Origin of the sequence: Moorena bouillonii PNG (genome assembly GCF_001942495.1) — a bacterium.
Lineage (GTDB): Bacteria > Cyanobacteriota > Cyanobacteriia > Cyanobacteriales > Coleofasciculaceae > Moorena > Moorena bouillonii.
On the sequence record NZ_MKZS01000001.1, the window covers coordinates 5,155,784 to 5,179,455 of the forward strand.

Genomic DNA, 23,672 nt, shown 5'->3' on the forward strand with positions numbered 1-23,672 from the left:
TGGTGAATGGCTTGTGTTTTAGCAATAGAAACCAGTTGTGATGAAACAGCTGTGGCGATTGTTAAAAATCGTAAATGTTGTAGCAATATCGTTGCTTCCCAAATTCCTATGCATCGGCAGTATGGGGGTGTGGTGCCAGAGGTAGCATCCCGTAGCCATCTGGAAACCATCAATAATGCGATCGCGGAAGCCCTAGAAGCAGCTCAACTGGACTGGGGCGCAATTGACGGCATTGCTGCTACCTGCGCTCCCGGCTTAGTGGGCTCTCTACTAGTGGGGGTCACAGCTGCCAAAACTCTGGCCATTGTCCACAACAAGCCCTTTGTAGGTGTCCATCATCTAGAAGGTCATATTTACGCCACCTATCTCAGTGAGCCAGAACTAGAACCACCATTTTTGAGTCTATTGGTGTCTGGGGGTCACACTAGCTTAATTTATGTCAAAACCTGTGGTAGCTATGAGATACTGGGGGCAACCCGTGATGATGCTGCGGGTGAAGCCTTTGATAAGGTAGCACGATTATTAAAGTTAGGTTATCCCGGAGGACCAGCTATAGATAAGTTAGCACGAGAGGGCAACGCCAAAGCCTTTACCTTGCCAGAGGGTAAGATTTCCCTTGCTAGTGGTGGTTATCATCCCTATGACTCCAGTTTTAGCGGTTTGAAGACAGCAGTACTAAGGCTGGTGCAAAAACTGGAGCAGGAACACTCAGAAATTCCAGTGACCGACATTGCTGCCAGCTTTCAGGAAACCGTAGTGCGATCGCTTACCAAGCGTACCATTGGTTGTGCTCTCGACTATGGTCTGGAAACAATTGCCGTTGGGGGTGGGGTGGCTGCCAATAGTGGATTGAGACAACAGTTGCAAGCTGCAGCAACTGAGCATAATTTGCGAGTTATTTTTCCTCCCCTGAAGTTTTGTACCGATAATGCCGCAATGATTGGCTGTGCCGCAACTGACCATTTAAATCAAGGACATACTTCCCCTTTGACTTTGGGAGTGCGATCGCGAATGCCTATCACTAAGGTGATGGAACTTTATTCAGAGGTTTAAGAGGTTGAAGGTTTAAGAGGTTGAAGGTTTAAGAGGTTGAAGGTTTAAGAGGTTGAAGGTTTAAGAGGTTGAAGGTTGAACGCGATCGCGTGGCCGAAAGGCCAAGGTTGAAGAACCTGCTAACCTGTAACCTGCTAACCTCTAACCTGCTAACTTTTAAAGTTAGTCCAAAAGTACAATCGGGATGACAGGATTTGAACCTGCGACCCCTTCGTCCCGAACGAAGTGCGCTACCAAACTGCGCTACATCCCGATAAAGTCATAATTTAAGATTTCATCTATTTTATCATGCCTTAGGGGCAATCCGCCCCTAGCTTGTTAGGATCAAGATTAAAGTAACGTAACTTAAATTTATATATATATATAGTTGGAGTATAACCAAGAGTGGTAGTTAAACCAGAATGGTTGCGAGTCAAAGCGCCCCAATGGCAGCGTGTCGGCAATATTAAAGAAACCTTAAGAGATTTGGATCTCAATACTGTCTGTGAAGAAGCCTCTTGTCCCAATATCGGAGAGTGCTTCAATGCTGGTACTGCCACCTTTTTAATTATGGGACCAGCCTGTACCCGTGCTTGTCCCTACTGCGATATTGACTTTGAGAAAAAACCCAAAGCCCTTGACTCCACTGAACCCACACGGCTAGCAGAAGCCGTGCAGCGCATGGGTTTAAATCATGTAGTTATTACCTCTGTCAACCGGGATGATTTACCCGATGGTGGAGCTTCCCAGTTTGTACAGTGCATTGAAGCCATTCGCCTGGTCTCACCTCATACCACTATTGAGGTTTTAATCCCAGACTTGTGCGGGAACTGGGATGCCCTCGAAACAATTCTTCAAGCTAAACCGGAAGTCCTCAATCATAATACAGAAACAGTACCCCGACTCTATCGGAAAGTACGGCCTCAAGGGGATTATCAGCGTTCCCTTGAATTACTGATGCGGACGCGAAACTTGGCTCCATCGGTTTACAGCAAATCTGGTCTAATGGTAGGTTTAGGAGAAACTGATGCCGAAGTCCGGCAAGTCATGGCGGATTTAAGGCAAGTAGACTGCGACATCTTAACTATTGGTCAGTATCTTCAACCCACTCAAAAACACCTAAAAATTGCTGAATTCATAACCCCTAAACAATTTGATACCTGGAAAGAGTATGGTGAATCCCTCGGTTTCCTGCAAGTTGTTTCCTCTCCCCTCACCCGCAGTTCCTATCATGCCGAGCAAGTTCGAGAATTAATGCAGCGGTATCCCCGATGAACGCTTTCATGGTTGCAAAACAATTGAAACTAACAACTAACCAAGAAAGCGTTTCTTATACTGATCAGGTAAATTCAATGTTCTTACCCCTACTCCCTACTCCCTACTCCCTACTCCCCAGGGCGAAAGCACCTCACCTAATTGAGAACTGCAATAACAAATAACAAATGACCAAAATAACTATAATCGGAGCTGGTGTTTGGGGTACAGCCCTCAATAGCCTAGCCTCTCAAAACGGTCATCAGGTTTGTTTGTGGTCCCGTCGGAGTCAGACAAAATTAGCAGATGCTATAAAATCTAGCAGTATTATCTTGTCTGCTGTTTCCATGTCGGGGGTAAATTCTGTAGCGCAACAGCTAAAGGGATTATCAGTGTCTCCTGACGTGATCTTGGTCACAGCCACTAAGGGGTTAGATTTGCAAACTACCCGTACTCCCTCTCAAATCTGGCAAGCTGAATTTCCCAACAATCCTGTAGTGGTGCTATCGGGTCCCAATCTTTCCAAAGAAATTAAACAAGAACTCCCAGCCGCTACAGTAGTAGCTAGCACAGATGTAAAAGCAACTCAGATACTACAACAGGTGTTTTCTTCGCCAAATTTCCGGGTTTACACCAATCGAGACCCCCTCGGTGTAGAACTAGGGGGTACCCTAAAAAATGTAATGGCGATCGCATCTGGAACCTGTGATGGTTTACAACTAGGCACAAATGCCAAAGCAGCTTTGCTAACCCGTGGACTTACAGAAATGATTCGTATTGGTACAGATTGGGGTGCTAAGGTAGAAACATTTTACGGTTTGTCGGGACTAGGAGATTTACTGGCAACCTGTAGTAGTAGCCTCAGTCGCAATTATCAAGTTGGTTATCAGCTCGCTCAGGGTCAGAAACTTGCAGATATTCTGGCCAACTTGGAGGGAACAGCAGAAGGGGTCAACACTACAAAGGTTGTGATGGAACGAGCTAAGCTCAAAAGAATTTCAGTACCTATTACTTATCAAGTCCATCGATTGCTCCAAGGGGAGATTACCCCCCAAGCTGCTGTTGAAGCTCTAATGTTACGAGATACTAAGCCAGAGTAATGGTCTGATCTCGAGTGCGTTCGCGTAGCGGCTCTGTTCGCGTAGCGTGGCCTTTGGCCTTAAGAGTATCGCAATGATCATGAAAAATTTACGTGCACCAGCTAGTATCCCTTGCTGCCTGAGTGCGAAAGGTCTCCTGCTCCGGAAGCTCGCCTGCTTTAAAACTCAGACAGGAAAACTCAGACAAAAAACTGCGACATTTTGCTGTTGTCTCTGACAAAAAACTGAGACAAAAATTGAGACATTTTGCTGTTGTCTATCAGGCATCCTGAAAATATAGAATCTTTAGAGACATGCCACTGCTTGAGCTGAAGCAACTGCATCAAGACATTGCCAAATTTGGTAATGTTTTATAAAGTTTTGTAATATCATTGCCAATCTGGCCACATAGCTGGGTGGCAATAATATTTCATAACTCTGGTAATTCGGCAATAATTTGGCAATTTTGAACTATGTGTATGCACTTATTCATAAGTTCGTTGTTTCTTAAAACCCATTCGAGCAAAGGATCTCCGCAAGTAGCGTGCCTACTGCTTAGTCCCTGATATTAGTTCCTGATACCCCTAAATAAAATTTTTTCTTGAATTAGGGACAATCTTTCTGGAATCGCCATGATGCGCACTGTAGATTAATACAGCTTTTGACCAAGGTCTCTATTTACCTATAGAGTTACTTCTAAAATAGCTGAAATCAGGAGATCCTGTTCCTTTAGCCATCTATAGACCTTAAGCTAAATGCGGCAAGGTAGGGTGGACAGATCGGGTGAACCGTTAGCTACCGATATTAATAAAGGCTACCAGGGATAACCGGTAAGTCTTGCCGGAAAAAAAATTTTAGTAACTGTTTCTCCGGTCATCATGGGTGGGAATTCTAGTACTAAGTGTGACAAACACAATTCCGTGTTGTCACTGGTTGTAATCGAGAGATCATTATGCCAGCCACTCCTTTCTATGCCGACACAGAATTAGATCACGAGACTTCTGCCTATAGCTTTGAGCTTAATGGCCCAAGGGACGATGGGGAAGGATCAGTGGATGACTTAGTTGATGTGGAGATTGAGGGTGTAGACGCGGCTAGCTTAACCAAAAATAGCACCCGTCGCACCACCGACCTAGTTCGGTTATATCTCCAGGAAATTGGTCGGGTTCGTCTACTGAGGCGAGATGAGGAAGTCTCGGAAGCTCAAAAAGTTCAGCGCTACATGAAACTACTACGGCTGCGCAATAAATCGGCTATATCCGAAGATAAAGTCATGGAGCGCTTTGTCCACCTGATTGAAACCCATGATCGTCTAGCGTCCCAGTTAGGTCACCGTCCTTCCTTAGAACGGTGGGCAACCGCTGCAGGAATTGACGTTTCTCAACTGAAGCCGAGTATGTCAGCTGGCAAACTGCGTTGGGCAGAGTTAGCCGAACTAACATCCAAAGAGCTAGAGCAGGTACAAGCTGAAGGGCTCCAAGCTAAGGAACACATGATCAAAGCTAACCTACGTCTGGTAGTGTCAGTAGCGAAGAAGTATCAAAACCGTGGCTTGGAACTCCTAGACTTAATTCAGGAAGGAACTCTGGGATTAGAGCGAGCGGTTGAGAAATTTGACCCAACCAAAGGCTACCGATTTAGCACCTATGCTTACTGGTGGATCCGTCAAGGAATCACCCGGGCGATCGCTACCCAAAGCCGTACCATTCGCCTGCCAGTTCACATTACTGAGAAGCTCAATAAAATCAAAAAAGCCCAACGGAAGATTTCCCAGGAACGTGGCCGCACAGCAACCATTGACGATATTGCTGTGGAATTAGAGATGACTGCCGCTCAGGTACGAGAAGTATTACTACGAGTACCTCGCTCTGTTTCTTTGGAAATTAAAGTTGGTAAGGAACGAGACACCGAACTGGGAGATTTACTCGAAACTGAGGAAACCTCTCCAGAAGAAGTGTTGATGCGAGAAGCCTTACAACGGGATTTACAGCAACTCCTAGCCGATCTAACCAACCGTGAACGGGATGTGATTCGGATGCGGTTTGGCTTGGGAGATAACCAACCTTACTCTCTAGCTGAGATTGGTCGCGCTTTGGATTTATCTCGGGAGCGGGTACGCCAAATTGAAGCTAAGGCTTTACAAAAGTTGCGGCAACCCAAGCGCCGTAACCGAGTTCGGGATTATCTGGAAGCTTTGAGCTAATCCCTTGGTGACATATTCCCACACTTACCTATTAACTTACCTATTAGGGAAGTGTGGGCTTATTACTAATCTTATCCTAGCTATCACCCTAGCTATTCCAAGTCCCATGGGTTCTAGTTATTGAAAATTTATTGAATTTATAAACACCTGAGGTTAAATATCTCAGGGAGCACCCCAATATATTTCTTTGTTAGTGGACTTGAGCTGACTTAAAAGTAGGCTACCCGGGCATCAAATCCTTGCGATCGCAATTCATAGGAACGACTTTCCGCTTCACTACGGCTAGAAAAAGCTCCAGCATTAAAATAACCGCCTCGACCGTTATCAGATATATTCTCACGAGTCAGAGTCGTCTGACGTAGCACTTCACGCAGCACATTATCATTTTGAATGGGGATCACCACCACATAGCGATTCTTCTCAGGTTCAGGATTGATATCAATAAATCCCAATGCTTGCAGGGTTTGTAAATCAGCTATCCCGGTTGGAAGTAGATTATTATTACGTATCTGAAATTTAAACACTGCATCCTCAGTTTGTTCGCCATATCTCCCATCAACCGGACCGGGATTAAACCCCCGAGATCTCAACGCTTGCTGAAGCCGTTTTACCTCTGGACCGCGATCGCCTGGTCGTAGTTCACTGCTACGGATAGGAGTACCAAATGCTATCGGTTCTTGACTGCTAAAGTCAGCAGGAGGAAGAGGCATCTCCCCAGGTAGGAATCCAAACGGTTGTGATTGAGTAACTAAAGCATTAGATAGTTCTGCTCTAGTTTGTGATCCCACAATCCCATCGGCCCTGAGAGCATAGTCTGTTTGGAATCGAATCACTGCTTGTTCTGTAACTGGACCAAAGTAACCGGTTGGGTCGGCATTGAAATACCCCAGTTCTCTTAACTGTCGCTGCACTTCCGTAACCGCTGATCCACGAGACCCTCGTCTGAGTCCAGATTGATTAACATTCCTACGAGATGGTGCTACTCTGCTTTGTGATGGCAAGAGTACTGCTCTGGTTCGTGGTCCGACTTCCCCATCAGCAGGAAGCCCCTTGTCTCGTTGGAACCGAATCACAGCATTTTTAGTAATTGAACCAAAATAGCCAGTTGGTTGCCGATTGAAATACCCGAGTTCTCGCAAACGACGCTGAACCTCTGTGACATCGGATCCCCTACGACCTTCCCGCAGCACCCTTTGGGCTAGGGCTTCTTCTGCCATCCCCACAATGCTAAGTATGGCAATTAGCAACACTAAATAAATCCGATGGTGAGTAACTACCTTATACTCCTTGAGCCACTGAAACAATTTTTGATTCGACTCTGTCAAAACTGCAGGAGTATAAGCTAGCTCTTCTTCGCTTAAGGCAAGATGAAGATAGGCAAGGGTCTCCATGATTCTTCCAAGGAAACTTTTACGGTTAGTTTAACAGAGAACAGTAGAGCATTGGTAATGTTTTCGACAATAGAATCTCAGAGATTTTACGTAATCGGAGATTAAAGCATGTAGTTATAGAGCAAGACTCTTACCAAAACAGAGCAATTCTCCTCTCTAACCATAACGCAATAGTTTTAAATCATGACCACTATTCGTCACTGGAGTACGTTGCTCCCCCTCCTAGCTTTATTTGTGAGCAGTTTAGGGGGAGTAGGGGCTAGGGCTACCGTAATTCCCAGCACCAATTCCGCCAACAGCATACCCTCGGCCAAACCAACCCAAGCCCAGACTCAAGGGAAATTTCAACTGGCTCAGGGATTGATGGGTGAATGTCGAGCCGCTGCTGAGTCAATGTTTATCTACAAACAGCGATCAACCTCTAACCCAATTAGAACCTTAGACCTTGATGAACGAGTTATTCTAGCCGAAAACAAGGTTAGCAAAGATGGTTGGATTGCGATCAACTCCCCCATTCCTGGATTTGTCCAAGCCCAAGACCTCAAGTTCTGTCCGGGGACAGGAGGAGTACGCCCTACTCAAACACAATCTCTCTGCCGCCAAGCTGGTGAGTCAATGTTTATCTACAAACAGCCATCAATCGAACCAATCAGAACCTTAGAGCCTAATGAAGAAGTTATTCTGGCTGGAAAGAACCCTAGTAAAAATGGTTGGATCGCGATCAACTCCCCCATTCCTGGATTTGTCCGAGCCAAAGATCTAAAGTTCTGTCAGCAGACAGTAATAGTACGGCCTAATCCAACACAATCTCTCTGTCGCGAAGTTATATATAAAGGTAATGATGGTATTGCTGTCCGTAGCAGACCGAATATTAACTCTTCCCGACTGGGTCTTGTCTCCTATGGAGTGAAAGTAAGACTGATCAACCGTCCCCCTCAAGAGCAGTTTTTCCAGGACTCCCAAGGGCGTGAGTGGGCAAGAATAACTTATCCTGTTAATGGATGGATGTCTAACGGGTCTCGTGCTACCGGTGATCAGAATCTTGTGGTTTGTTCCAATTAACCCACCAGATAATTAGCAAGTTGTTAATTACTTATCATAAGACTTTTATTTATACTAAGTCAGCCTGATGTAACAAGGCACCAACTAAGCCAGCCATAGCAGTAATTCCTATAGCAATCATTGGGTGTTGACCTTGGCTGACGGCAAAGGAAGTGACAATCCCTGCACCCAAAGCAGCAGTCACAGCAGCACCCAAAAGATCTTTATTTGTATTTTTATTGTACATAAACCTGTTAGCCAGAAATTCAGTTAGGTAGAAATTTAACTTTTTTGATGGTATTAAAAGTTAGTTTCATAACCCTATCATTCTGGATTCTGGCCTTGAAGCTAGATCGGCAATATTGCAATCAAGATTAATATTTAGCTAATTTTCTTAACAAAAACCAGACTTATTAAGTATTGAGTGTTGAGTGTTGCTCGAAACTATTAGTTTATTTTTTTGACATTACCTGCTTTAACCCAACCTTTTTGGTCACTACCAGGCAAGCGTACTCTCTGCCATCGCTTATCATCACTGTATCCGAGGATGATCAGGGTCTGATTGTAGCCAATACCACCAATGCGTTGAGCGTTCAGGCTAGGGGAGTCCCTCAGAATCAACCCCTGTGGCCAGGTAACACTGGCTCGATAAGCACCCGGTTCTAGTTTTGGTAAAGGACTAGGACTAGGAATGGGTTTGGGAGTAGTTGCTGGTTTAGACTCCCCAGATGAACTGGTGGGCTGAGCTTTTGGTGATGGTGAGGTCTTGGGTCGCTCCTCAGCAAAGACAGGTTTTTCAGGCTCAGCTGCTAGTTTAGTAAAGAAGTAATATACTGTACCAACAGCAGCACCTGTTAAGATGGCAATGCCGAGAATAAAACCAATGATAAACTGAGCTATCTTGGACAGACTCATGGGAAGCTATTAAAGATAAAGGTTGAAGGTTAACAGGTTGAAGGTTAACAGGTTGAAGGTTAACAGGTTGAAAGTTAACAGGTTGAAGGTTAACAGGTTGAAGGTTAACAGGTTGAAGGTTAACAGGTTGAAGGTTAACAGGTTGAAGGTTAACAGGTTGAAGGTTAACAGGTTGAAGGTTAACAGGTTGAAGGTTAACAGGTTGTTAGGGTGTTATACCAAAATTTAAGGATAAAATCCTCACTTAATCTAGTTGACATTAATCTAGTTGACATTAATCTATAGCGTCGATCATACTTATCAGGTCAAGTCAATTTTATTAGCCCTACTCCCTACTCCCTACTCCCTACTCCCTACTCCCTACTCCCTACTGCCATTAACCAAAGATGAAGTTTCTCACCCAATTGAGAACTGCTATATTATGATTACTTACTGGAGTTGGCGCTGAATGCGATCATTTAAGGGAGTATTGCGAGAAGCCATGCGAGCTTTTCCGGCAGCTGCCCAATCCTGTAAAAATTGGATTTGCTCTTGGGCTGTCCGTGCTAAAGGGATAATTTGGCTAGCGGCTTCTAGAATATCATCTGTGGTGAAGTCTCGGTTTTGGCTAAAGCCGATGTGCATGGCTTCGATCAGGGTCTGCTCAATTTCTGCCCCAGAAAAATCAGGGGTTTCGTAGGCTAATCGGTCTAAAGCGTAACTCTTGAGATTATGAGGTCGCAGCCGGGATAGGTGTAGATCGAAAATAGCACGACGTTCTTCCTGGTTGGGCAAACCAACAAAAAAGATTTCGTCAAATCGACCCTTGCGAAGCATTTCTGGGGGTAATGCTTGGATATTGTTGGCGGTAGCGACCACAAACACTGGGGATTTCTTCTCAGCTAACCAGCTAATAAAGGTACCAAAGACACGACTGGTTGTGCCTGCATCCCCTTTAGAGGATAGACCAGAGAAGGCTTTGTCAATTTCATCAATCCAGAGGATGCAGGGCGCGAGGGCTTCGGCTAGCTGAATCATCTGCCGAGTACGGGATTCTGATTCCCCTACTAAGCCACCAAATAGACGACCGACATCTAAACGTAGCAGGGGTAGATGCCAGTGGTTTGCGATCGCTTTTGCAGTTAACGATTTCCCAGTTCCTTGAATCCCCACTAATAGTAAACCACGAGGATGGGGTAAGCCGTATTGTCGGGCCTGTTCTGTAAATGCTCCACCTCGTCGCAGTAGCCAGTCTTTGAGGTTGTCTAAGCCACCTATGTCTGAAATTTTTTCTTGGGTTGGGTAGAACTCTAGGATTTGGGTTTGCCTAATGGATTGACGCTTTTCTTCTAAAATTAGTTCCACATCTGAAGGTTGGATGGCATTATTAGAGGCAATCCCACGAGCTAGGACCCGACGAATTCTTTCTAAGGAAAGACCAAGAGCCGAGCGCACCAGCTCATCAATGATTTTTTCAGTCAGATTTTGACCCGTTGCCCCCAACAAACGTTTCACCTCAGCTTTAATTTCCGATGCCGTTGGTAAGGGGAATTCCAGCACTGTCAGCACTTCGGTTAAATCTGAGGGAACCGACACTTGGGGAGTAACGATAACTATATTCTTAGGCTGGGATTTGAGGGTACGTGCCAGATTTCTGAGTTTACGAGCAACTGATACATCTTCTAAGAATCGGTGAAAATCTCTTAATACAAAGATGGCAGCAGCACTTTCGCCAATTTTATCTACAAATTCTAAAGCTTGTAAGGGATTGCGGCGTCCAAAGCCGATATCATTAGGGTTTCCCTGGTAACCATCTACAAAATCCCAGATATAGACACCACGATTACCCAAACGTTTAGCGGATTGCTTGATCGCTGTTTCTACTCGCTCTTCTTCTAGAGTGGGAATATATAACAAAGGATAGCGAGCACGTAGCAGAAGCTCAAACTCGTCATTGAAATTCATATAGCAAAGGGAACAGGGAACAGGGAATAGGGAACAGGGAGTAGGGAGCAGGGAGTAGGGAGCAGGGAGTAGGAACCCGTGGCGAATTAAATTACGGGTCAAGCGCACCTAAGCGGCCAAAGGGGGTTTCCCCCAGTCGTGCTTTGCCGTGGTTTCCCCCATGAGCGACTGCATTAAGACGGGAATATGCCATCAAAAATTATGACAATTCCTACATGGATTTTTATATAGCGTTTCTCGCAGTTATGAGGTAAGCTTTGCAACCTCAAAGTCCCCCTTATTAAGGGGGATTTAGGGGGATCAATTTATACCTTATGGGATATAGAATTCCTATATAAGAGCCAATTACTGAAAAAGTCAATGCTATAAAGAAATATTTAAACCCTAAACATAGCATTTTTATTTCCAAGAAACTTGGATAAAGGCTCTGCTGCTAGTAACTCCCTGACCAATTTCCCCTTCAGCATTATACTACCAGGCAACTCACTATCCAGGAAGTTTTCTCTTCAGGGATTCTAGAGCGCCCCAACGTTGATCCCGTAGTTGATCCCGTAACTCTGCTTCACTGTTATTCTTAATCTGGATACCTATACATTCTTGGTCACACAGCTGCCGTGGCGGAATTGCCAGACATAGTTGTTCGTATAACCAAGTGTCTGGATAAAAATACCCCTGAGCTGGAAGGGTTTCTTGTAAATCATCCCAAGTTATCTCCTGCTCTAGGGATTCATCCGACAGTTGGTCAGCTGAGGAAGCTAACCAAACTAATTCGGATGTATCGATGCTTAGGCGGTGGTTGTACTGTTTTAAGCAGCGATGACAAGTCAAGGTAATGATCGTTTCTGCTTGAGCACAGACCTCCAGGTAATTTCCTTGATGAGCCACTTGCACTTGACCTCGAACTGGGGTTAGTGTCTGTAAATCCACCAAGAATTGATTGACCGGAGTTACTTCTGTTTGCTCTGGTAATTTGAGCAACTCAGGAATATATATAGCCTCCATAATGCTTAGCTTATCCTTTGCAGTTGACTGTTAAGCGTTGATGGTTAACCTTGAGCTTCTCAAACACTCAGCAAAAAGCGACCATTTATAGACTTAAATAGTTATATAGAGTTAATGCATTATGTTAGCCAGGTGATGGGAATAATCCCAAGTGCAATCAGCAGTGAGAGGGTTAAAACTCTTAATCTGTCAATACCTGCGACGCACCACCAGTCGTCGGTCTGGCTCTTGCCCTCGACTAAGAGTTTCTAAATCCTCAAAAGCCTTGAATAGGGTATGGACTTGACGCCGCTCTGCTGCCGATAGGGATTTCAATTCAAATTCTTTCCCGGTCTGACGGACTTTCATAGCAGCGTGTTCAGCGATCGCTTGAAGTTCCACTTGCCGTCTGGCTCGATAGCTATCGATATCGATAACGTAAACGGCTTGTTCCTCCTCTTCATGACCCAAGTTAAGGAGGGAATTTGCTAAGTACTGGATAGAATCGATAACTTCCCCTTCCCGACCAATTAAAGTTTGAGTGTCTTTCGAGGTCAGTTGACTATTATCGATTGTCAACCAGTAGCTGGGTCGCTCTCCTAGGGGAGCGTCACCATCAGCTACTTCTATACTGGCGGGCAATCGAGATAAGCGCAGGAGTTCTTCTAACCACTCTTTACCACGCTCCTGATGTTGATTTACCATACTAACTTGATGCTTTTTTCTTTGAACGCTTGGGCTCAAAAGGCAATGCCTCTCGACCCTCTCCAGACTTAGCTGCTTGTCTTTTTGCCTCTTTTTCCTGCTGCTCAACTATTTCTTGCAAATTCTCTGGCAGAGGTTCTCTCGATAGAATGAAAGTCTGGATAGTTTGAAATATATTAGCTACAACAATATACATCAATACCCCAGCTGGCAGGGGAAAGAATAAGAACATGCCAGAAAACAATACTGGAGTAATCTGATTAACTACCTTTTGCTGGTCACCGGCTTGCCCTGCACCTGCACCTGAACCAGACAACAGCTGGTTGACGTACAAACTGATCCCAAAGAAGAGAATCATCCCTACGATATCCCAGTGGATAGTGCCATCGTCATCAAAAGCACCCACTCTTCCTAAAGCATCTATAAATAGAAAGCCTTTGTTAGCAGCTATTCCCGTTAAGGTTCCCTGAAGCTTTACCTCTCCAGGCATCAGGGCTTCTAGTGTCCCATCTTCAAGAATACGTAAGCGGTCTTCTCCGTTGACTATTTGCCAAGTGGGAGTGATATCGGTTTCTGGATGCTGAGCAATTAGTTGATTTAAGGGTTGACCTTCAACAGTTTGAAACTCTACTTTGGTTTTTTCCCCAACTACCAGCTTATTTCCTGCCGGAAGTAGGGCGATGACTGGTTCATGTAAGCCATCGGTAATGTAAATATTTTGGGGTTTGGTGGTAAAGACTTTAGGCTGGATATATTCCAGCTGTTCTTGGGGAAAAATTTGTAAGTTGACGTCGTAGTTAATGTTTGCAAAGGGTGATCCCCGCAAGGTGGCAAATAGGGCAAACAGAACCGGCATTTGTACCAACAGTGGCAAACAACCGGCTAGGGGGTTGCCAAACTCTTGGAACAGCTTACTCATTTCTTCCTGCTGTTTAGCCGGGTCATCCTTGTAGCGCTCTTTTATTTCGTCTTGCCGCTTCTTCATCAAGGGTTGGGTGACTTTCATGCGCCTCATGTTGCGAATGGAGCCAGCATTAAGAGGGAAGAGGGCAAAGCGAATCACCAGGGTCAAGGCTATTATGGCTAAACCATAGCTAGGCACAATCCCGTAAAAGAAATCCAGGATTGGCAGCATGATGTTGTTGGAGATAAATCCGATACCAAAGTCCATTCGTTTGACGTTAACCTAGGCGCTATTGTAAAGTTTTCTGTGTCTAATGTAACTAATCTCCGTCCCTATGCGGTTCGGGTTTCCGACTTTTATCAGGTATATCTACTGACATCAAGGAGTTGAACCGATTTTGGTGGCCAGATGTAGGAAAGGGAAGACTAGATCAGGGCAAGTGACCGATGTCAAGGTTTTCTTTTCAATGTTCTGTCTACATCATTTTGATGGCACTAACGGCTTTGCCTGTTTTGTCTGCTGCTCGTTCGGCAATGTAGTCGTAAATTTCTCTAAACCGGGGTATTGCCCGCATTTCCAAACGGCTACCATCTTTTAGGGTAACCACAATATCTCCCCAAGTTCCTATACCACGGGGAACTGTGGCAATCTTTGAAACTTCAGAATAGATCACATCTGAGCGATCGCGTCCCCGCCAACCCCCAGTTATTGATATGCGGCGGCTGGTAATCCGATACCGTAGCCATAGAGCCCTGACAATAGCAGCTACGGTTAGAGGTATGAATATAATCGTAAATGCCAACAATATGCTAATGATCAGATCTCCCCGGTGAGGGCCACCCTCATAAAATACATCTTCTCTAATGCCCATCCAACACCTCTGCTTTTACCAACAACTTTTCTAATTCTCTCAAAAGTTGTGCATATTCGCACTCTCTGGCTTCTGGTTTTACTATTACGACTAGTTTCCAACCGGGGGATAGGCGTGGTAATAACTGCCTGAGGGCGGCTCGAAGTTGCCGCTTAATCCGATTTCTAACAACTGCTTTCTTACTGACTTTTTGGCTGATGGAGATGCCAAGGCGGGAGGGAGGGCAATCCTCTGGTAGGGATTTTTCTGGTAGGGATTTTTCTGGTACAGTGGTTTCTTTGGCAATCGCGGGAATAGTACTCTGTTGTAAACCCCGTAATGTTAGGTAACGCCCTGAACGACGCATACCTGAGCGATAGACTTGCTTAAAATCTCGCCAGTGCTTAAGTCGATTGGCTTGAGGCAATCCCAATGCTTAACTCTAATCCTTGATGAATGTCAATTACGCCAGACCCTTGAGCAGGATAAAGGCAGAAAAGCCACGGGAAATGGCTGTTTCTTAACCTTTTACCTTTTACTTGCAGCAGGTCGGCATCAATGCTTAGATGACTAGACCGAGAGACGACGCCGTCCCTTGCTTCTGCGAGCTCTAATCACATTGCGACCATCTTTGGTGCGCATCCGGGCACGAAAACCGGATTTTCTTTTTTGCTTACGGTTGGTTCCGCCTAGAGTGCGTTGAGTCATGGGTTTGCTGGAGGAATACTATTAACGAATACTATGAAGGATTGATTGCCAACTATAGCTGATTGTTGATCATACCATGTCAAGGGGTGATCTATCAAGCTAAGCGATCAGTTATCAGTTATCAGCTATCAGCTATCAGCTTTCAGCTTATGAGTTAGGTCACAGCGTCGAAGCGTCACAGGCTAGAAGCATCACAGGCTAGAAGCCTGTGCCACAAGGCTGACCGCTGACCACTGACCACTGACCACTGACCACTGACCACTGACCACTGACCACTGACCACTGACCACTGAATGCTTACACCCCTTATATAGTTTAGTCCTGCCATGGTGTAGTAGGGGATGGCTCTTCTGTTGAAACCACCTTCAGTAACTTCCGAAGACCTTGATTCCACTTTTCTAGTTTTAAATATTCGGTCATTTCAATTTCCTCAATTAAGCAGTTAAGGGATTCATCAAGATTAGCTAGCTCTAGGATTTCCGCCATCCGATTTGCCTCTAATTCAGACAAAATTGGAAGAGCTATTAGCTGGCGATAGTCTTCTGCTAATTTAATATTTTTTTGCGTTTTTTTTGGTGACATTTTTTGGTAACTTTATTCTGAAACATAGGTTGTTTTTATAGGCTTGAATCATTTGATAAAAATTAGCTGATATTTACTTAATTGTTAAAGAAAGATTGGGGCATTCCTGATCTGATTGCCCCCAAGCGGTTTCCGAACCCTGATTAACTATAGCTAATCAGAATATTTTGTTTATTGATGATCAGCCTTAAGCTCAAAAAACCTATTACGTAAACGCTTTAGGGCACGATTACCTCGCTGTCTGGCAGACGCCTCAGTAATATATTCTCCCTTAGAAGCTAGATGGTTTACTACTTGTCTCCAAGACAAGCCTTCTATTTCCCGTAAGACGATTAGTTTGGAGTCCTTTGGGTCTAACTTTTTAAGGGCTAGCTCCAGCAGCCTTAAGTCTTCATCTTCAGAGTTTTCTGAGGAAAGGCTATGGCTGTCTTCTGGTGCTATTTGATGCTCTATTAAATTAGAGTCCCATGACTGCTCTTTTTTTTGTTTCCGGCTCATCTCACGGATAACATTGAAGGAAGTCGCCCTGATCCAGGCTCTAGGGTTTTCAATCTCTTGGCCAGAGTCTAGCAGTTTTATTCCCCGTAAATAGGTTTCATTAATTACCTCATATATTTGGTCATCCGGAAAATTAAATTGCCGTAGCTTTTTCTTTATTCCGTTAAATAATGCAGCATAAAATGTTGCTTCCTTAGTTTCTAAAGAGGTTTGGTTAAATAAATGTTTAACCGCTGATTCAAACTTTTCCCTAGGGGTTAAAGTTTTTTTGATTGTCATTTATTATGTCTCCTATGGTGACATTGAACACCACCTCCTGTTTGTACTTTTAGTCAATATTTTCGTAGGTAAATTGGTTTTTACCTATTTATTTGTTATTTGGGGATAAAAGTATAACTTTAACCAACTATTTGTTTTGGTAACTTTCATCCATGTTGAGGTGACTTTTTGGTGGATTATAGTTAACTATTGGCAGTGTACAATGTCTCCTTGTTGTTTGTGTTTTGCAAGTAAAAGCTAGCGCTATTTATACCAAATCCTGTTCCCATACCCCCCTTATCCCCATAGCCCTATATTGATGGCATCAAAAGATTTGGTGGATTTTTAGAAAGGGGTTTTGACAATCGGATTTGGTATTACTACTTGAAGAGACGAACTATTTTTTATGCTTAGCAGAATATGCTGCTACGCAAATCATCAGATTGCCTCTTCTATATATATGTGCAGAACTGTCAGAAAGTGTGACACCCTCTCGGGAAAATTTCCAAAAAAAAGAGGGTGCTTGAATTTTGAATAGCAGCACCTCTAGAGGAATGACCCAGTCAATGTCACAGAATCCTTCAATAGGCACATTAACTATGTAGCCTCGAAATCAGACTCTAAAGCTGCTAGTAGGCGGTGAAAGAACATGCCTACTAATTTTGCCCAAAACTTCTTTGGGGTAGGAATTCTACTCTGAGTGAAAGCCTGCTGGATAGTTTGTAGCGTCTAGGCAGGCACTCAACAGGAAATCGTCGCTATTTTAACACTCGTCTTGGATTCCTCAATCACTATGTTAAAGAATCAACAGAAAAAACCAAGTAACCACAACTTCCCAGTTTGGCAAATTACCTTACCATTCTGTGGAGTCCTGATCTTTGCTATAGGAGCTATCACCACAATCTATATGATCAACGGTCGCTACCTTTTTCACCTAAAGGCTACTCCCAAGGGACTCGAAATAATGACTGACGTAGACAAAAGGGAGATCAAAGAGACATTAAATTAGCACAATAAATCAATAGACCTCGCCGCAACAGTAGCGAGGTCTATTCAACAGGAAGAAGCTTGTGTTGGGGGTGTGGCAGTTACCTCACCGAATTGAAAACTATAGCGCTTACTAGCATAATGAGGTACACATGATTTTTTCCATCTTGCCTATTGCCTATTGCTAGCATGCCTATTGCCTATTCCCTGTTCCCTGTTCCCTGTTCCCTAAAACCCATAAAGTTGTACCTCATGAGTAAAGAGAATTGCTATATTATCGACCAATACTCACAATCCAGGTACCGACATAAGTGGGTAGTGGAATATCACCAGCAGCTAAGACATAACAAACGAAGTAATAAGTACCCCCATCAGGGTTTTTGACATTGGAAAATACTAATTCCACATTTTCATTGGCTGGAACTGCCTCTTCCATGTAAATCTGAACGCTATAATTTTCTTTGTCCCAGACTACTTCAGAGACCGGGAGGGATTTACCGTCAACGCGCACCTCAATTTTGTCCACGTCGAACTTACCATCGTAGTAATCTGGATAAGAAATAGAAAACTGAGCGACTCCCAATTCCAGTTTCTTCTTGGGAATCTTCAAGCGGTAACGATCCCAGTAATTGGGGGCACCGTTAAAATCTAGGTGATATCTCAGGATATTTTCCCGCTTAACACCACTCCAGAGTACCAATCCGGGATTACTCTGGGCTAAGCTCCGAACCGATAGCCCGGTCAAGACACAACCAGCTAATGCGATCGCGGAAATCAGACGTTTGATGGAAGATTGTGTGGATAGCATAAATCTAATGCTGCTGACTTGAGCTGACAATTAACAGTTATTTGTTTTTTCACTGTACTACTTATATATATATACACAAGCTATACACAAAATATCCCTAATACCAATTTCAAACCCTATCGCTACACCTTAATCACTCACTACACCCCATCACCCCATCACCTATAAATCGATCTGACTAGTAAAGATTACCTACGACAACTGAGTGCAACAGCACAATTCCTAAAACAAGTTAAAAATAATCCTCTCTTTTGGCAGATCACCATAGGATCCAAACAGAGATCCGGTTATGGGGAAACATGTATTTGAACAGTCAGGGAAATTTATATAGAGAAATTGATGCCAGCAGTTCAAATTCAGCAAGAGGCGATGCCTGGTGTTGGATACCACGACAAGTAGCATATAAGGACAAGTAGCACAGATGGGAAGCCAGTCAGCTGATCAGACGATTAAGGCTGGGAGGTTTTCCTCTCAAGAGCGAGTCAATCACCAACCCTTAAGGGCATTGGCGGTGTTAGGGGGCAAACTGATCCCGTTCTAGTTGAACTTGGGAATCCTCTAAACAGGGTGAACATCCCCAGCAGCAAGAAGCTACCAGTTGCTAAAAACCACTCGAAATCAAAAGAAATAGAACGAGAGATTGTCATCAAGGGACAACATTTCGATAAGAAGTTGTTACTTGATTCTATTTACCGAAAATAGTTACGGAAAACAGTTATTATCGTCAGTTTTCCTGATTCTTGTTGTCCTCACCTAAGGAGTATGTGTCACCCATGACCAAAAGCTATGTTAGGAGATACGGTGGCCTTAGCCCCTGAAAGTGGCTGGTCTGGACATCCTTTGCCTGATGCCTCTAGACCCACTGTAGTGATCAATGAATTTTCCGTCCTTATTCCATTTAGACAACTGAAGGAGAGTCAATGACCCTAGCCATTCCCAAAGAGGCTGAAACGTCAGATTTACAGCCAACCAAAACTCGCATGAAGGTTGGTATCCCGAAAGAAGTTTACCCAGGTGAATGCCGGGTAGCTGCTACACCGGATACAGCGAAGGTGCTCCAGAAACTTGGCTTTGATGTGCTGATTGAATCGGGAGCAGGAGAGACAGCTAATTTTCCTGACAATGCTTACGAACAAGCAGAATGCCAAATCATTCCTGATGCGAACAGCCTTTGGTCAGAGGCAGATATTGTTCTAAAAGTGCGTCCCCCTGAGATGCATCCAACTCTAAACAAGCATGAGTCTGAGTTGCTATCAGAAAATGGCACTTTAATCAGCTTTATCTGGCCAGCCCAAAACCAAGAACTGCTCGAACAACTGTCAAGCCGTAAGGCTACAGTGTTGGCTATGGATGCGGTACCCCGCATCACGAGGGCCCAAAAGATGGATGCCCTCAGTTCTATGGCCAATATTGCTGGTTACCGGGCTGTGATTGAGGCAGCTAATAACTTTGGTCGCTTCTTTACTGGGCAAATTACGGCAGCGGGGAAAGTTCCCCCAGCTAAAGTGTTGGTGATTGGTGCTGGGGTAGCTGGACTAGCTGCCATTGGTACCGCTAAAGGTCTCGGTGCTGTTGTGCGCGCCTTCGATACCCGCCCCGTGGTTAAGGAACAAGTGGAAAGCATGGGGGGAGAGTTCCTGGAACTGGACTTCAAAGAAGACGGTACAGGATCTGGGGGCTATGCCAAGGTGATGAGTAAAGAGTTCATCGAGGCGGAGATGGCATTGTTCGCTGCACAGGCTAAAGAAGTGGACATCATCATCACTACTGCCCTGATCCCCGGTAAAAAAGCGCCGCTGCTGATCACTGAGGAAATGGTAGCGAGTATGAAAGAAGGCTCAGTGGTTGTAGATATGGCAGCTGAGCAAGGGGGTAACTGTGAGGTGAGCAAAGCCAATGAGGTCTACAAATACAAAGGTGTGACCATCATTGGATTGACTGACTTACCCAGCCGTATGGCTACTCAATCTAGCCAACTCTATGGCACCAACCTTTGTCATCTCCTCAAGGACATGGGTGGTAGTGAAAATTACCGTGTCGATATGGAGGATGAAGTGGTTCGGGGAGCCTTAGTGCTACACGCTGGGGATGTAACCTGGCCCCCACCCAAGCGGCCTACACCTCCAGCACCTCCCAAACCCGCACCGGAACCCCAGACTGCGGTAACTAAAGAGGAGTCTGTGCCAGAGACGAAGAAATCAAAGGGTATCATGGGCTTGCTCTGGCCAGTGTTAGTGGGACTCGCCCTAATTGGCTTGGGAATCGGAGCACCACCTTCTTTCCTCTCCCACTTCACAGTATTTATCCTGGCCTGCTTCGTAGGCTGGCAAGTGATCTGGAACGTAAAACCAGCCCTGCACACCCCCTTGATGAGTGTTACTAATGCCATTAGCGGCATCATCATCATTGGTGGAATGCTGCAAATTTCCGGCGCAGCCACCTCACCTACTACTATTCTGGGTGCGATCGCAATTTTAGTTGGAACCATCAACATCTCCGGTGGCTTCCTAGTCACCCAACGCATGCTCAAGATGTTTCAGAAATAGGTTAGACCCTTGAAGGTTTGAAGGTTGAAGGTTTGAAGGTTGAAGGTTTTGAGAAGGTTTGAAGGTTTGAAGGTTTTGAGAAGGTTGAAGGTTGAAGGTTGAAGGTTTGAAGGTTACAGGTTGGCGGTTACAGGTTACAGGTTATCTTATGAACCTTGGCCAAAAGGCCACGCGATCGCGTTCAACCAAACCATCCAGCCTACACCGAACGCCAAAGGCGAACAACCAAACCACTTTCAACCTTCAACCAACTAACTTTCAACCAACTAACCTTCAACCAACTAACCTTCAACCAACTAACCTTCAACCAACCAACCTTCAACCAACTAACCTTCAACCAACTAACCTTCAACATTCAACCAACTAACCTTAAACATTCAACCAACTAACCTTCAACCTTAACGTTGAACACCATAAAACTAAGGAGACTATGTCAAATAATCTGTTGACAGTTGCCTATATTGCAGCTAGTGCTTTGTTCATTCTCAGCCTGGGGGGATTGTCTAACCAGGAAAGCGCCCGTAAAGGCAATATTTACGGCATTCTTGGGATGCTGATTGCTTTTGTTGCGACTGCCCTAAGTAGCAATGTAACGGCATACCTCACTCTGGGAGGGATGATTCTACCAGGAGTGATCATTGGTGCGATCGTGGCATCTCGGGTAGCCATGACCTCCATGCCAGAACTGGTAGCAATTCTCCATAGTTTTGTCGGTCTTGCAGCTGTACTGGTGGGTATTGCCAATTACCTGCAAGGGGGGGAATCCCTAACGGGTGCAGAAGTAACTATTCACCAGTTAGAAATTTATATTGGTGTGTTCATTGCGGCAATTACCTTCACCGGTTCAGTGATAGCCTTTGGGAAACTACGAGCTATCATCAGCAGCAAACCCCTAATGTTACCAGCACGCCACCTACTCAATCTGGCTATGCTTGGGGCTGTGATCGGCCTGGGTTACCAGTTCATGACAGCAGAGGGGACGGCTGGTCTGCAACCCCTGTTGATTATGGCTGCGATCGCATCAGTGTTAGGCATCCACCTGGTAGCTGCTATTGGGGGTGCTGATATGCCAGTGGTCATCTCCATGCTCAATAGTTATTCCGGATGGGCCGCTGCAGCAGCAGGCTTTATGCTGTCCAATGACCTGTTAATTATCACTGGTGCCCTAGTAGGTAGTAGTGGTGCTATCCTCAGCTACATCATGTGCCGAGCCATGAACCGTTCCTTCTTCAGCGTGATTTTAGGAGGCTTCGGCGAAGGTGCAGGAACTACAGCTAAAGCTAAAGGTGGTGATCAGCCCGAAGGTCAAGTCACCGAGACCACAGTAGAAGATACCGTCGAGCTGCTACAAGGGGCCAAGAGTGTTATGATTGTTCCCGGTTACGGCATGGCAGTAGCTCAGGCTCAGCATCCGGTGTCCGATATTACCAAGATTTTGAGGAATGCCGGTATCAATGTTCGCTTTGGCATTCATCCAGTTGCTGGACGACTACCAGGACACATGAACGTGCTGCTAGCTGAGGCAAATGTGCCTTATGATATCGTTCTAGAAATGGATGAGATTAACGAGGACTTCCCAGAAACCGATGTAGTACTCGTGATTGGTGCTAATGATACCGTTAACCCTAGTGCCATGGAAGACCCCAGTAGCCCAATTGCTGGGATGCCAGTCTTAGAGGTTTGGAAAGCTGGTACAGTGGTGGTCATGAAACGGGGAATGTCCAGTGGCTATGCTGGCGTTGGCAATCCCCTGTTCTTCAAAGAAAACACCAATATGCTCTTCGGTGATGCCAAGACTAACGTTAGCGCTATCCTAGGCAAACTCGTAGAATCTAGCCGAGACAGTGCAGCATCTAGCTCAGGAAAAGTCTTAGCTACATCCTCTGCGCGCTAAATAAGAGTTAGAGGGGAATGACACCAGGGTTTTGACTCAAATCTTGACTTGATGTCGAGTTTGGGGGAAGTTAGGAGTGTGGAAAGGGGATATTTTATGGTAAAAATTCCCGGCTATTCTACCCTCCTTCTTCTTCCTCTTCCCTATCTTTGTAAGCATTAGCTGTTGGCGTAGCCTGCGCGTAGCGCATATGCTTACATTTTATCTTTGATTTCAACAGCAAGATAACGGAAATAATTGATATGGGTTTTTCTGTAGACGTTACTAGCAGCAACTACGGCACTGAAGTTTTAGAAAAGTCTTTTGAGAAGCCTGTATTAGTAGACTTCTTTGCTACATGGTGTGGCCCTTGTCAACTCCTAAAACCAACCTTAGAAAAACTAGCTAAAGAATACGACTTTGTTTTAGCAAAAGTTGATATTGACCGCAACCAAGATTTAGCAAATAACTTTCAAATTGAGGGAGTCCCCGATGTCAGAATTGTCACCAATGGTGATATTATTCCTGGTTTTGTGGGGGTTTTACCAGAAATTCAGTTGCGGCAAATGTTGGCTAGGTTAAATTTAAAGTCTGAGTTAGACATTGGACTAGAAGAAGCTCGGGTTGCCATGGCAAGTGAGGATATACCCAGAGCAAAACAGCTGTTTGAGCAGCTAATTGCCAAGTATCCAGAGCATCAAAGTTTAGTCATTGAAGCTGCAAATTTTTTGGTTCATATTAATGAGCCGGAAGAGGCAAGCACACTCTTAGACACCATTGAATACAATGATCGAGAATACTTCCCTAGAGCTCAGGCAATCAGAGCATTGATTCAATTTAAGCAGCAGGCGAATGCTATTGGGGAAAGTGAATTAGATCAGTTATTTGCTCAGGCATCTCAGTTAGTTGTAGAGGGAGACTATGAAGCAGCCCTGAAAATATTTTTAGAAATTGTCAGTAAACATCGTAACTATAGAGATGATGGTGCAAGAAAATCCATGATTGCGGTGTTTGATGTGCTCGGTAATGACCATCCCCTGACGAAAAAGTATCAGCGGGATTTGATGCTATCCCTATATTAGTTTTGGCTGAGGGTTGAATAGGTAAAATCGA

At 44.7% G+C, this 23,672-nt stretch carries 26 protein-coding genes and 1 tRNA gene; 12 read left to right on the forward strand and 15 right to left on the reverse strand.

The annotated features are described in order from the left end of the window. The first annotated feature begins 6 nt into the window (after window positions 1-6). Entirely contained in the window at window positions 7-1,053 is a 1,047-nt protein-coding gene (gene tsaD / locus BJP37_RS20895; protein ID WP_075901656.1) for a tRNA (adenosine(37)-N6)-threonylcarbamoyltransferase complex transferase subunit TsaD, read from the forward strand. Between the two features lie 179 nt (window positions 1,054-1,232). Here tsaD and BJP37_RS20900 read toward each other — a convergent pair. Beyond that, window positions 1,233-1,306: transfer RNA gene (locus BJP37_RS20900), tRNA-Pro, on the reverse strand. Between the two features lie 131 nt (window positions 1,307-1,437). On the opposite strand from BJP37_RS20900, the gene lipA reads away from it, so the two are divergent. The 4 genes from lipA (at window position 1,438) to sigC (ending at window position 5,568) form a co-directional block, all read left to right on the forward strand. Continuing rightward, window positions 1,438-2,307, forward strand: coding sequence for a lipoyl synthase (lipA, locus tag BJP37_RS20905; protein WP_075901658.1), 870 nt, complete (start codon window positions 1,438-1,440; stop codon window positions 2,305-2,307). An 8-nt stretch (window positions 2,308-2,315) separates the two neighbouring features. Then, window positions 2,316-2,471, forward strand: a complete 156-nt coding sequence (locus BJP37_RS39710; RefSeq protein ID WP_158069695.1) for a hypothetical protein — start codon at window positions 2,316-2,318, stop codon at window positions 2,469-2,471. 3 nt (window positions 2,472-2,474) lie between these two features. Continuing rightward, entirely contained in the window at window positions 2,475-3,386 is a 912-nt protein-coding gene (locus BJP37_RS20910) for an NAD(P)H-dependent glycerol-3-phosphate dehydrogenase (RefSeq protein WP_075901660.1), read from the forward strand. 931 nt (window positions 3,387-4,317) lie between these two features. Next, a complete protein-coding gene (sigC, locus tag BJP37_RS20915; RefSeq protein WP_070394085.1) occupies window positions 4,318-5,568 on the forward strand; it encodes an RNA polymerase sigma factor SigC in 1,251 nt (416 codons plus the stop codon). A gap of 209 nt (window positions 5,569-5,777) precedes the next feature. Here sigC and BJP37_RS42755 read toward each other — a convergent pair whose 3' ends face one another. Further along, window positions 5,778-6,959, reverse strand: coding sequence for a peptidoglycan-binding domain-containing protein (locus BJP37_RS42755; RefSeq protein ID WP_075901662.1), 1,182 nt, complete (start codon window positions 6,957-6,959; stop codon window positions 5,778-5,780). A 183-nt stretch (window positions 6,960-7,142) separates the two neighbouring features. Here BJP37_RS42755 and BJP37_RS20925 point away from each other — a divergent pair, with 183 nt between their 5' ends. Next, window positions 7,143-8,021: an SH3 domain-containing protein gene (locus tag BJP37_RS20925; protein WP_075901664.1), complete on the forward strand. Its 879-nt coding sequence runs from the start codon at window positions 7,143-7,145 to the stop codon at window positions 8,019-8,021. Between the two features lie 49 nt (window positions 8,022-8,070). Here the strand turns inward: BJP37_RS20925 and BJP37_RS41390 are convergent, their stop codons facing one another. Beyond that, a complete protein-coding gene (locus BJP37_RS41390) occupies window positions 8,071-8,247 on the reverse strand; it encodes a hypothetical protein (RefSeq protein ID WP_009148761.1) in 177 nt (58 codons plus the stop codon). 200 nt (window positions 8,248-8,447) lie between these two features. After that, on the reverse strand, window positions 8,448-8,915 hold the full coding sequence (locus BJP37_RS20930) for an SH3 domain-containing protein (RefSeq protein ID WP_075901666.1): 468 nt from the start codon (window positions 8,913-8,915) through the stop codon (window positions 8,448-8,450). Between the two features lie 268 nt (window positions 8,916-9,183). Here BJP37_RS20930 and BJP37_RS37045 point away from each other — a divergent pair, with 268 nt between their 5' ends. Next, the gene (locus BJP37_RS37045) at window positions 9,184-9,363 is read left to right on the forward strand and encodes a hypothetical protein (protein WP_143727719.1); all 180 of its coding nucleotides are present in this window, start codon (window positions 9,184-9,186) and stop codon (window positions 9,361-9,363) included. On the opposite strand, the gene BJP37_RS20935 is transcribed toward BJP37_RS37045, so the two are convergent. The 10 genes from BJP37_RS20935 to BJP37_RS20975 form a co-directional block, all read right to left on the reverse strand. Beyond that, window positions 9,345-10,859 (reverse strand): Ycf46 family AAA ATPase, encoded by a 1,515-nt coding sequence (locus BJP37_RS20935; RefSeq protein ID WP_075901668.1) that lies wholly within the window; start codon window positions 10,857-10,859, stop codon window positions 9,345-9,347. The genes BJP37_RS37045 and BJP37_RS20935 overlap by 19 nt on opposite strands. Before the next feature lie 486 nt (window positions 10,860-11,345). Then, window positions 11,346-11,861, reverse strand: a complete 516-nt coding sequence (locus BJP37_RS20940; protein ID WP_075901670.1) for a YceD family protein — start codon at window positions 11,859-11,861, stop codon at window positions 11,346-11,348. 189 nt (window positions 11,862-12,050) lie between these two features. Then, the gene (locus BJP37_RS20945) at window positions 12,051-12,545 is read right to left on the reverse strand and encodes a Jag family protein (RefSeq protein ID WP_070394091.1); all 495 of its coding nucleotides are present in this window, start codon (window positions 12,543-12,545) and stop codon (window positions 12,051-12,053) included. A 1-nt stretch (window position 12,546) separates the two neighbouring features. Continuing rightward, window positions 12,547-13,716, reverse strand: coding sequence for a membrane protein insertase YidC (gene yidC, locus BJP37_RS20950; protein WP_075901672.1), 1,170 nt, complete (start codon window positions 13,714-13,716; stop codon window positions 12,547-12,549). A 208-nt stretch (window positions 13,717-13,924) separates the two neighbouring features. Beyond that, window positions 13,925-14,320 carry a PH domain-containing protein gene (locus BJP37_RS20955; RefSeq protein ID WP_009148774.1) on the reverse strand — a complete coding sequence of 132 codons (396 nt, stop codon included), beginning with the start codon at window positions 14,318-14,320 and terminating at the stop codon, window positions 13,925-13,927. Further along, window positions 14,310-14,732: a ribonuclease P protein component gene (gene rnpA, locus BJP37_RS20960; protein ID WP_075901674.1), complete on the reverse strand. Its 423-nt coding sequence runs from the start codon at window positions 14,730-14,732 to the stop codon at window positions 14,310-14,312. The genes BJP37_RS20955 and rnpA overlap by 11 nt, the downstream gene beginning before the upstream one ends. Before the next feature lie 137 nt (window positions 14,733-14,869). Then, a complete protein-coding gene (gene rpmH / locus BJP37_RS20965) occupies window positions 14,870-15,007 on the reverse strand; it encodes a 50S ribosomal protein L34 (RefSeq protein WP_044494288.1) in 138 nt (45 codons plus the stop codon). A gap of 175 nt (window positions 15,008-15,182) precedes the next feature. Then, window positions 15,183-15,335 carry a hypothetical protein gene (locus BJP37_RS39715; RefSeq protein ID WP_158069696.1) on the reverse strand — a complete coding sequence of 51 codons (153 nt, stop codon included), beginning with the start codon at window positions 15,333-15,335 and terminating at the stop codon, window positions 15,183-15,185. Then, complete coding sequence (locus tag BJP37_RS20970) at window positions 15,323-15,589, reverse strand: hypothetical protein (RefSeq protein WP_075901676.1); 267 nt, start codon at window positions 15,587-15,589, stop codon at window positions 15,323-15,325. Before BJP37_RS20970 ends, BJP37_RS39715 begins: the two co-directional genes overlap by 13 nt. Window positions 15,590-15,760: 171 nt before the next feature. Further along, window positions 15,761-16,366 (reverse strand): RNA polymerase sigma factor, encoded by a 606-nt coding sequence (locus tag BJP37_RS20975; RefSeq protein ID WP_075901678.1) that lies wholly within the window; start codon window positions 16,364-16,366, stop codon window positions 15,761-15,763. Between the two features lie 772 nt (window positions 16,367-17,138). Here BJP37_RS20975 and BJP37_RS20980 point away from each other — a divergent pair. Then, the gene (locus BJP37_RS20980; protein ID WP_075901680.1) at window positions 17,139-17,354 is read left to right on the forward strand and encodes a hypothetical protein; all 216 of its coding nucleotides are present in this window, start codon (window positions 17,139-17,141) and stop codon (window positions 17,352-17,354) included. A 252-nt stretch (window positions 17,355-17,606) separates the two neighbouring features. Here BJP37_RS20980 and BJP37_RS20985 read toward each other — a convergent pair whose 3' ends face one another. After that, window positions 17,607-18,140 (reverse strand): DUF2808 domain-containing protein, encoded by a 534-nt coding sequence (locus BJP37_RS20985; protein ID WP_075901682.1) that lies wholly within the window; start codon window positions 18,138-18,140, stop codon window positions 17,607-17,609. Window positions 18,141-19,060: 920 nt separating this feature from the next. On the opposite strand from BJP37_RS20985, the gene pntA reads away from it, so the two are divergent. From pntA to BJP37_RS21000, 4 genes are all read left to right on the forward strand, one after another. Then, complete coding sequence (gene pntA / locus BJP37_RS20990; RefSeq protein WP_075901684.1) at window positions 19,061-20,686, forward strand: Re/Si-specific NAD(P)(+) transhydrogenase subunit alpha; 1,626 nt, start codon at window positions 19,061-19,063, stop codon at window positions 20,684-20,686. A 148-nt stretch (window positions 20,687-20,834) separates the two neighbouring features. Further along, a complete protein-coding gene (locus BJP37_RS37050) occupies window positions 20,835-21,053 on the forward strand; it encodes a hypothetical protein (RefSeq protein WP_158069697.1) in 219 nt (72 codons plus the stop codon). Between the two features lie 63 nt (window positions 21,054-21,116). Continuing rightward, a complete protein-coding gene (pntB, locus tag BJP37_RS20995) occupies window positions 21,117-22,580 on the forward strand; it encodes a Re/Si-specific NAD(P)(+) transhydrogenase subunit beta (RefSeq protein ID WP_075901686.1) in 1,464 nt (487 codons plus the stop codon). A gap of 242 nt (window positions 22,581-22,822) precedes the next feature. Then, window positions 22,823-23,641: a tetratricopeptide repeat protein gene (locus BJP37_RS21000; RefSeq protein ID WP_075901688.1), complete on the forward strand. Its 819-nt coding sequence runs from the start codon at window positions 22,823-22,825 to the stop codon at window positions 23,639-23,641. The last annotated feature ends 31 nt before the right edge of the window (window positions 23,642-23,672 follow it).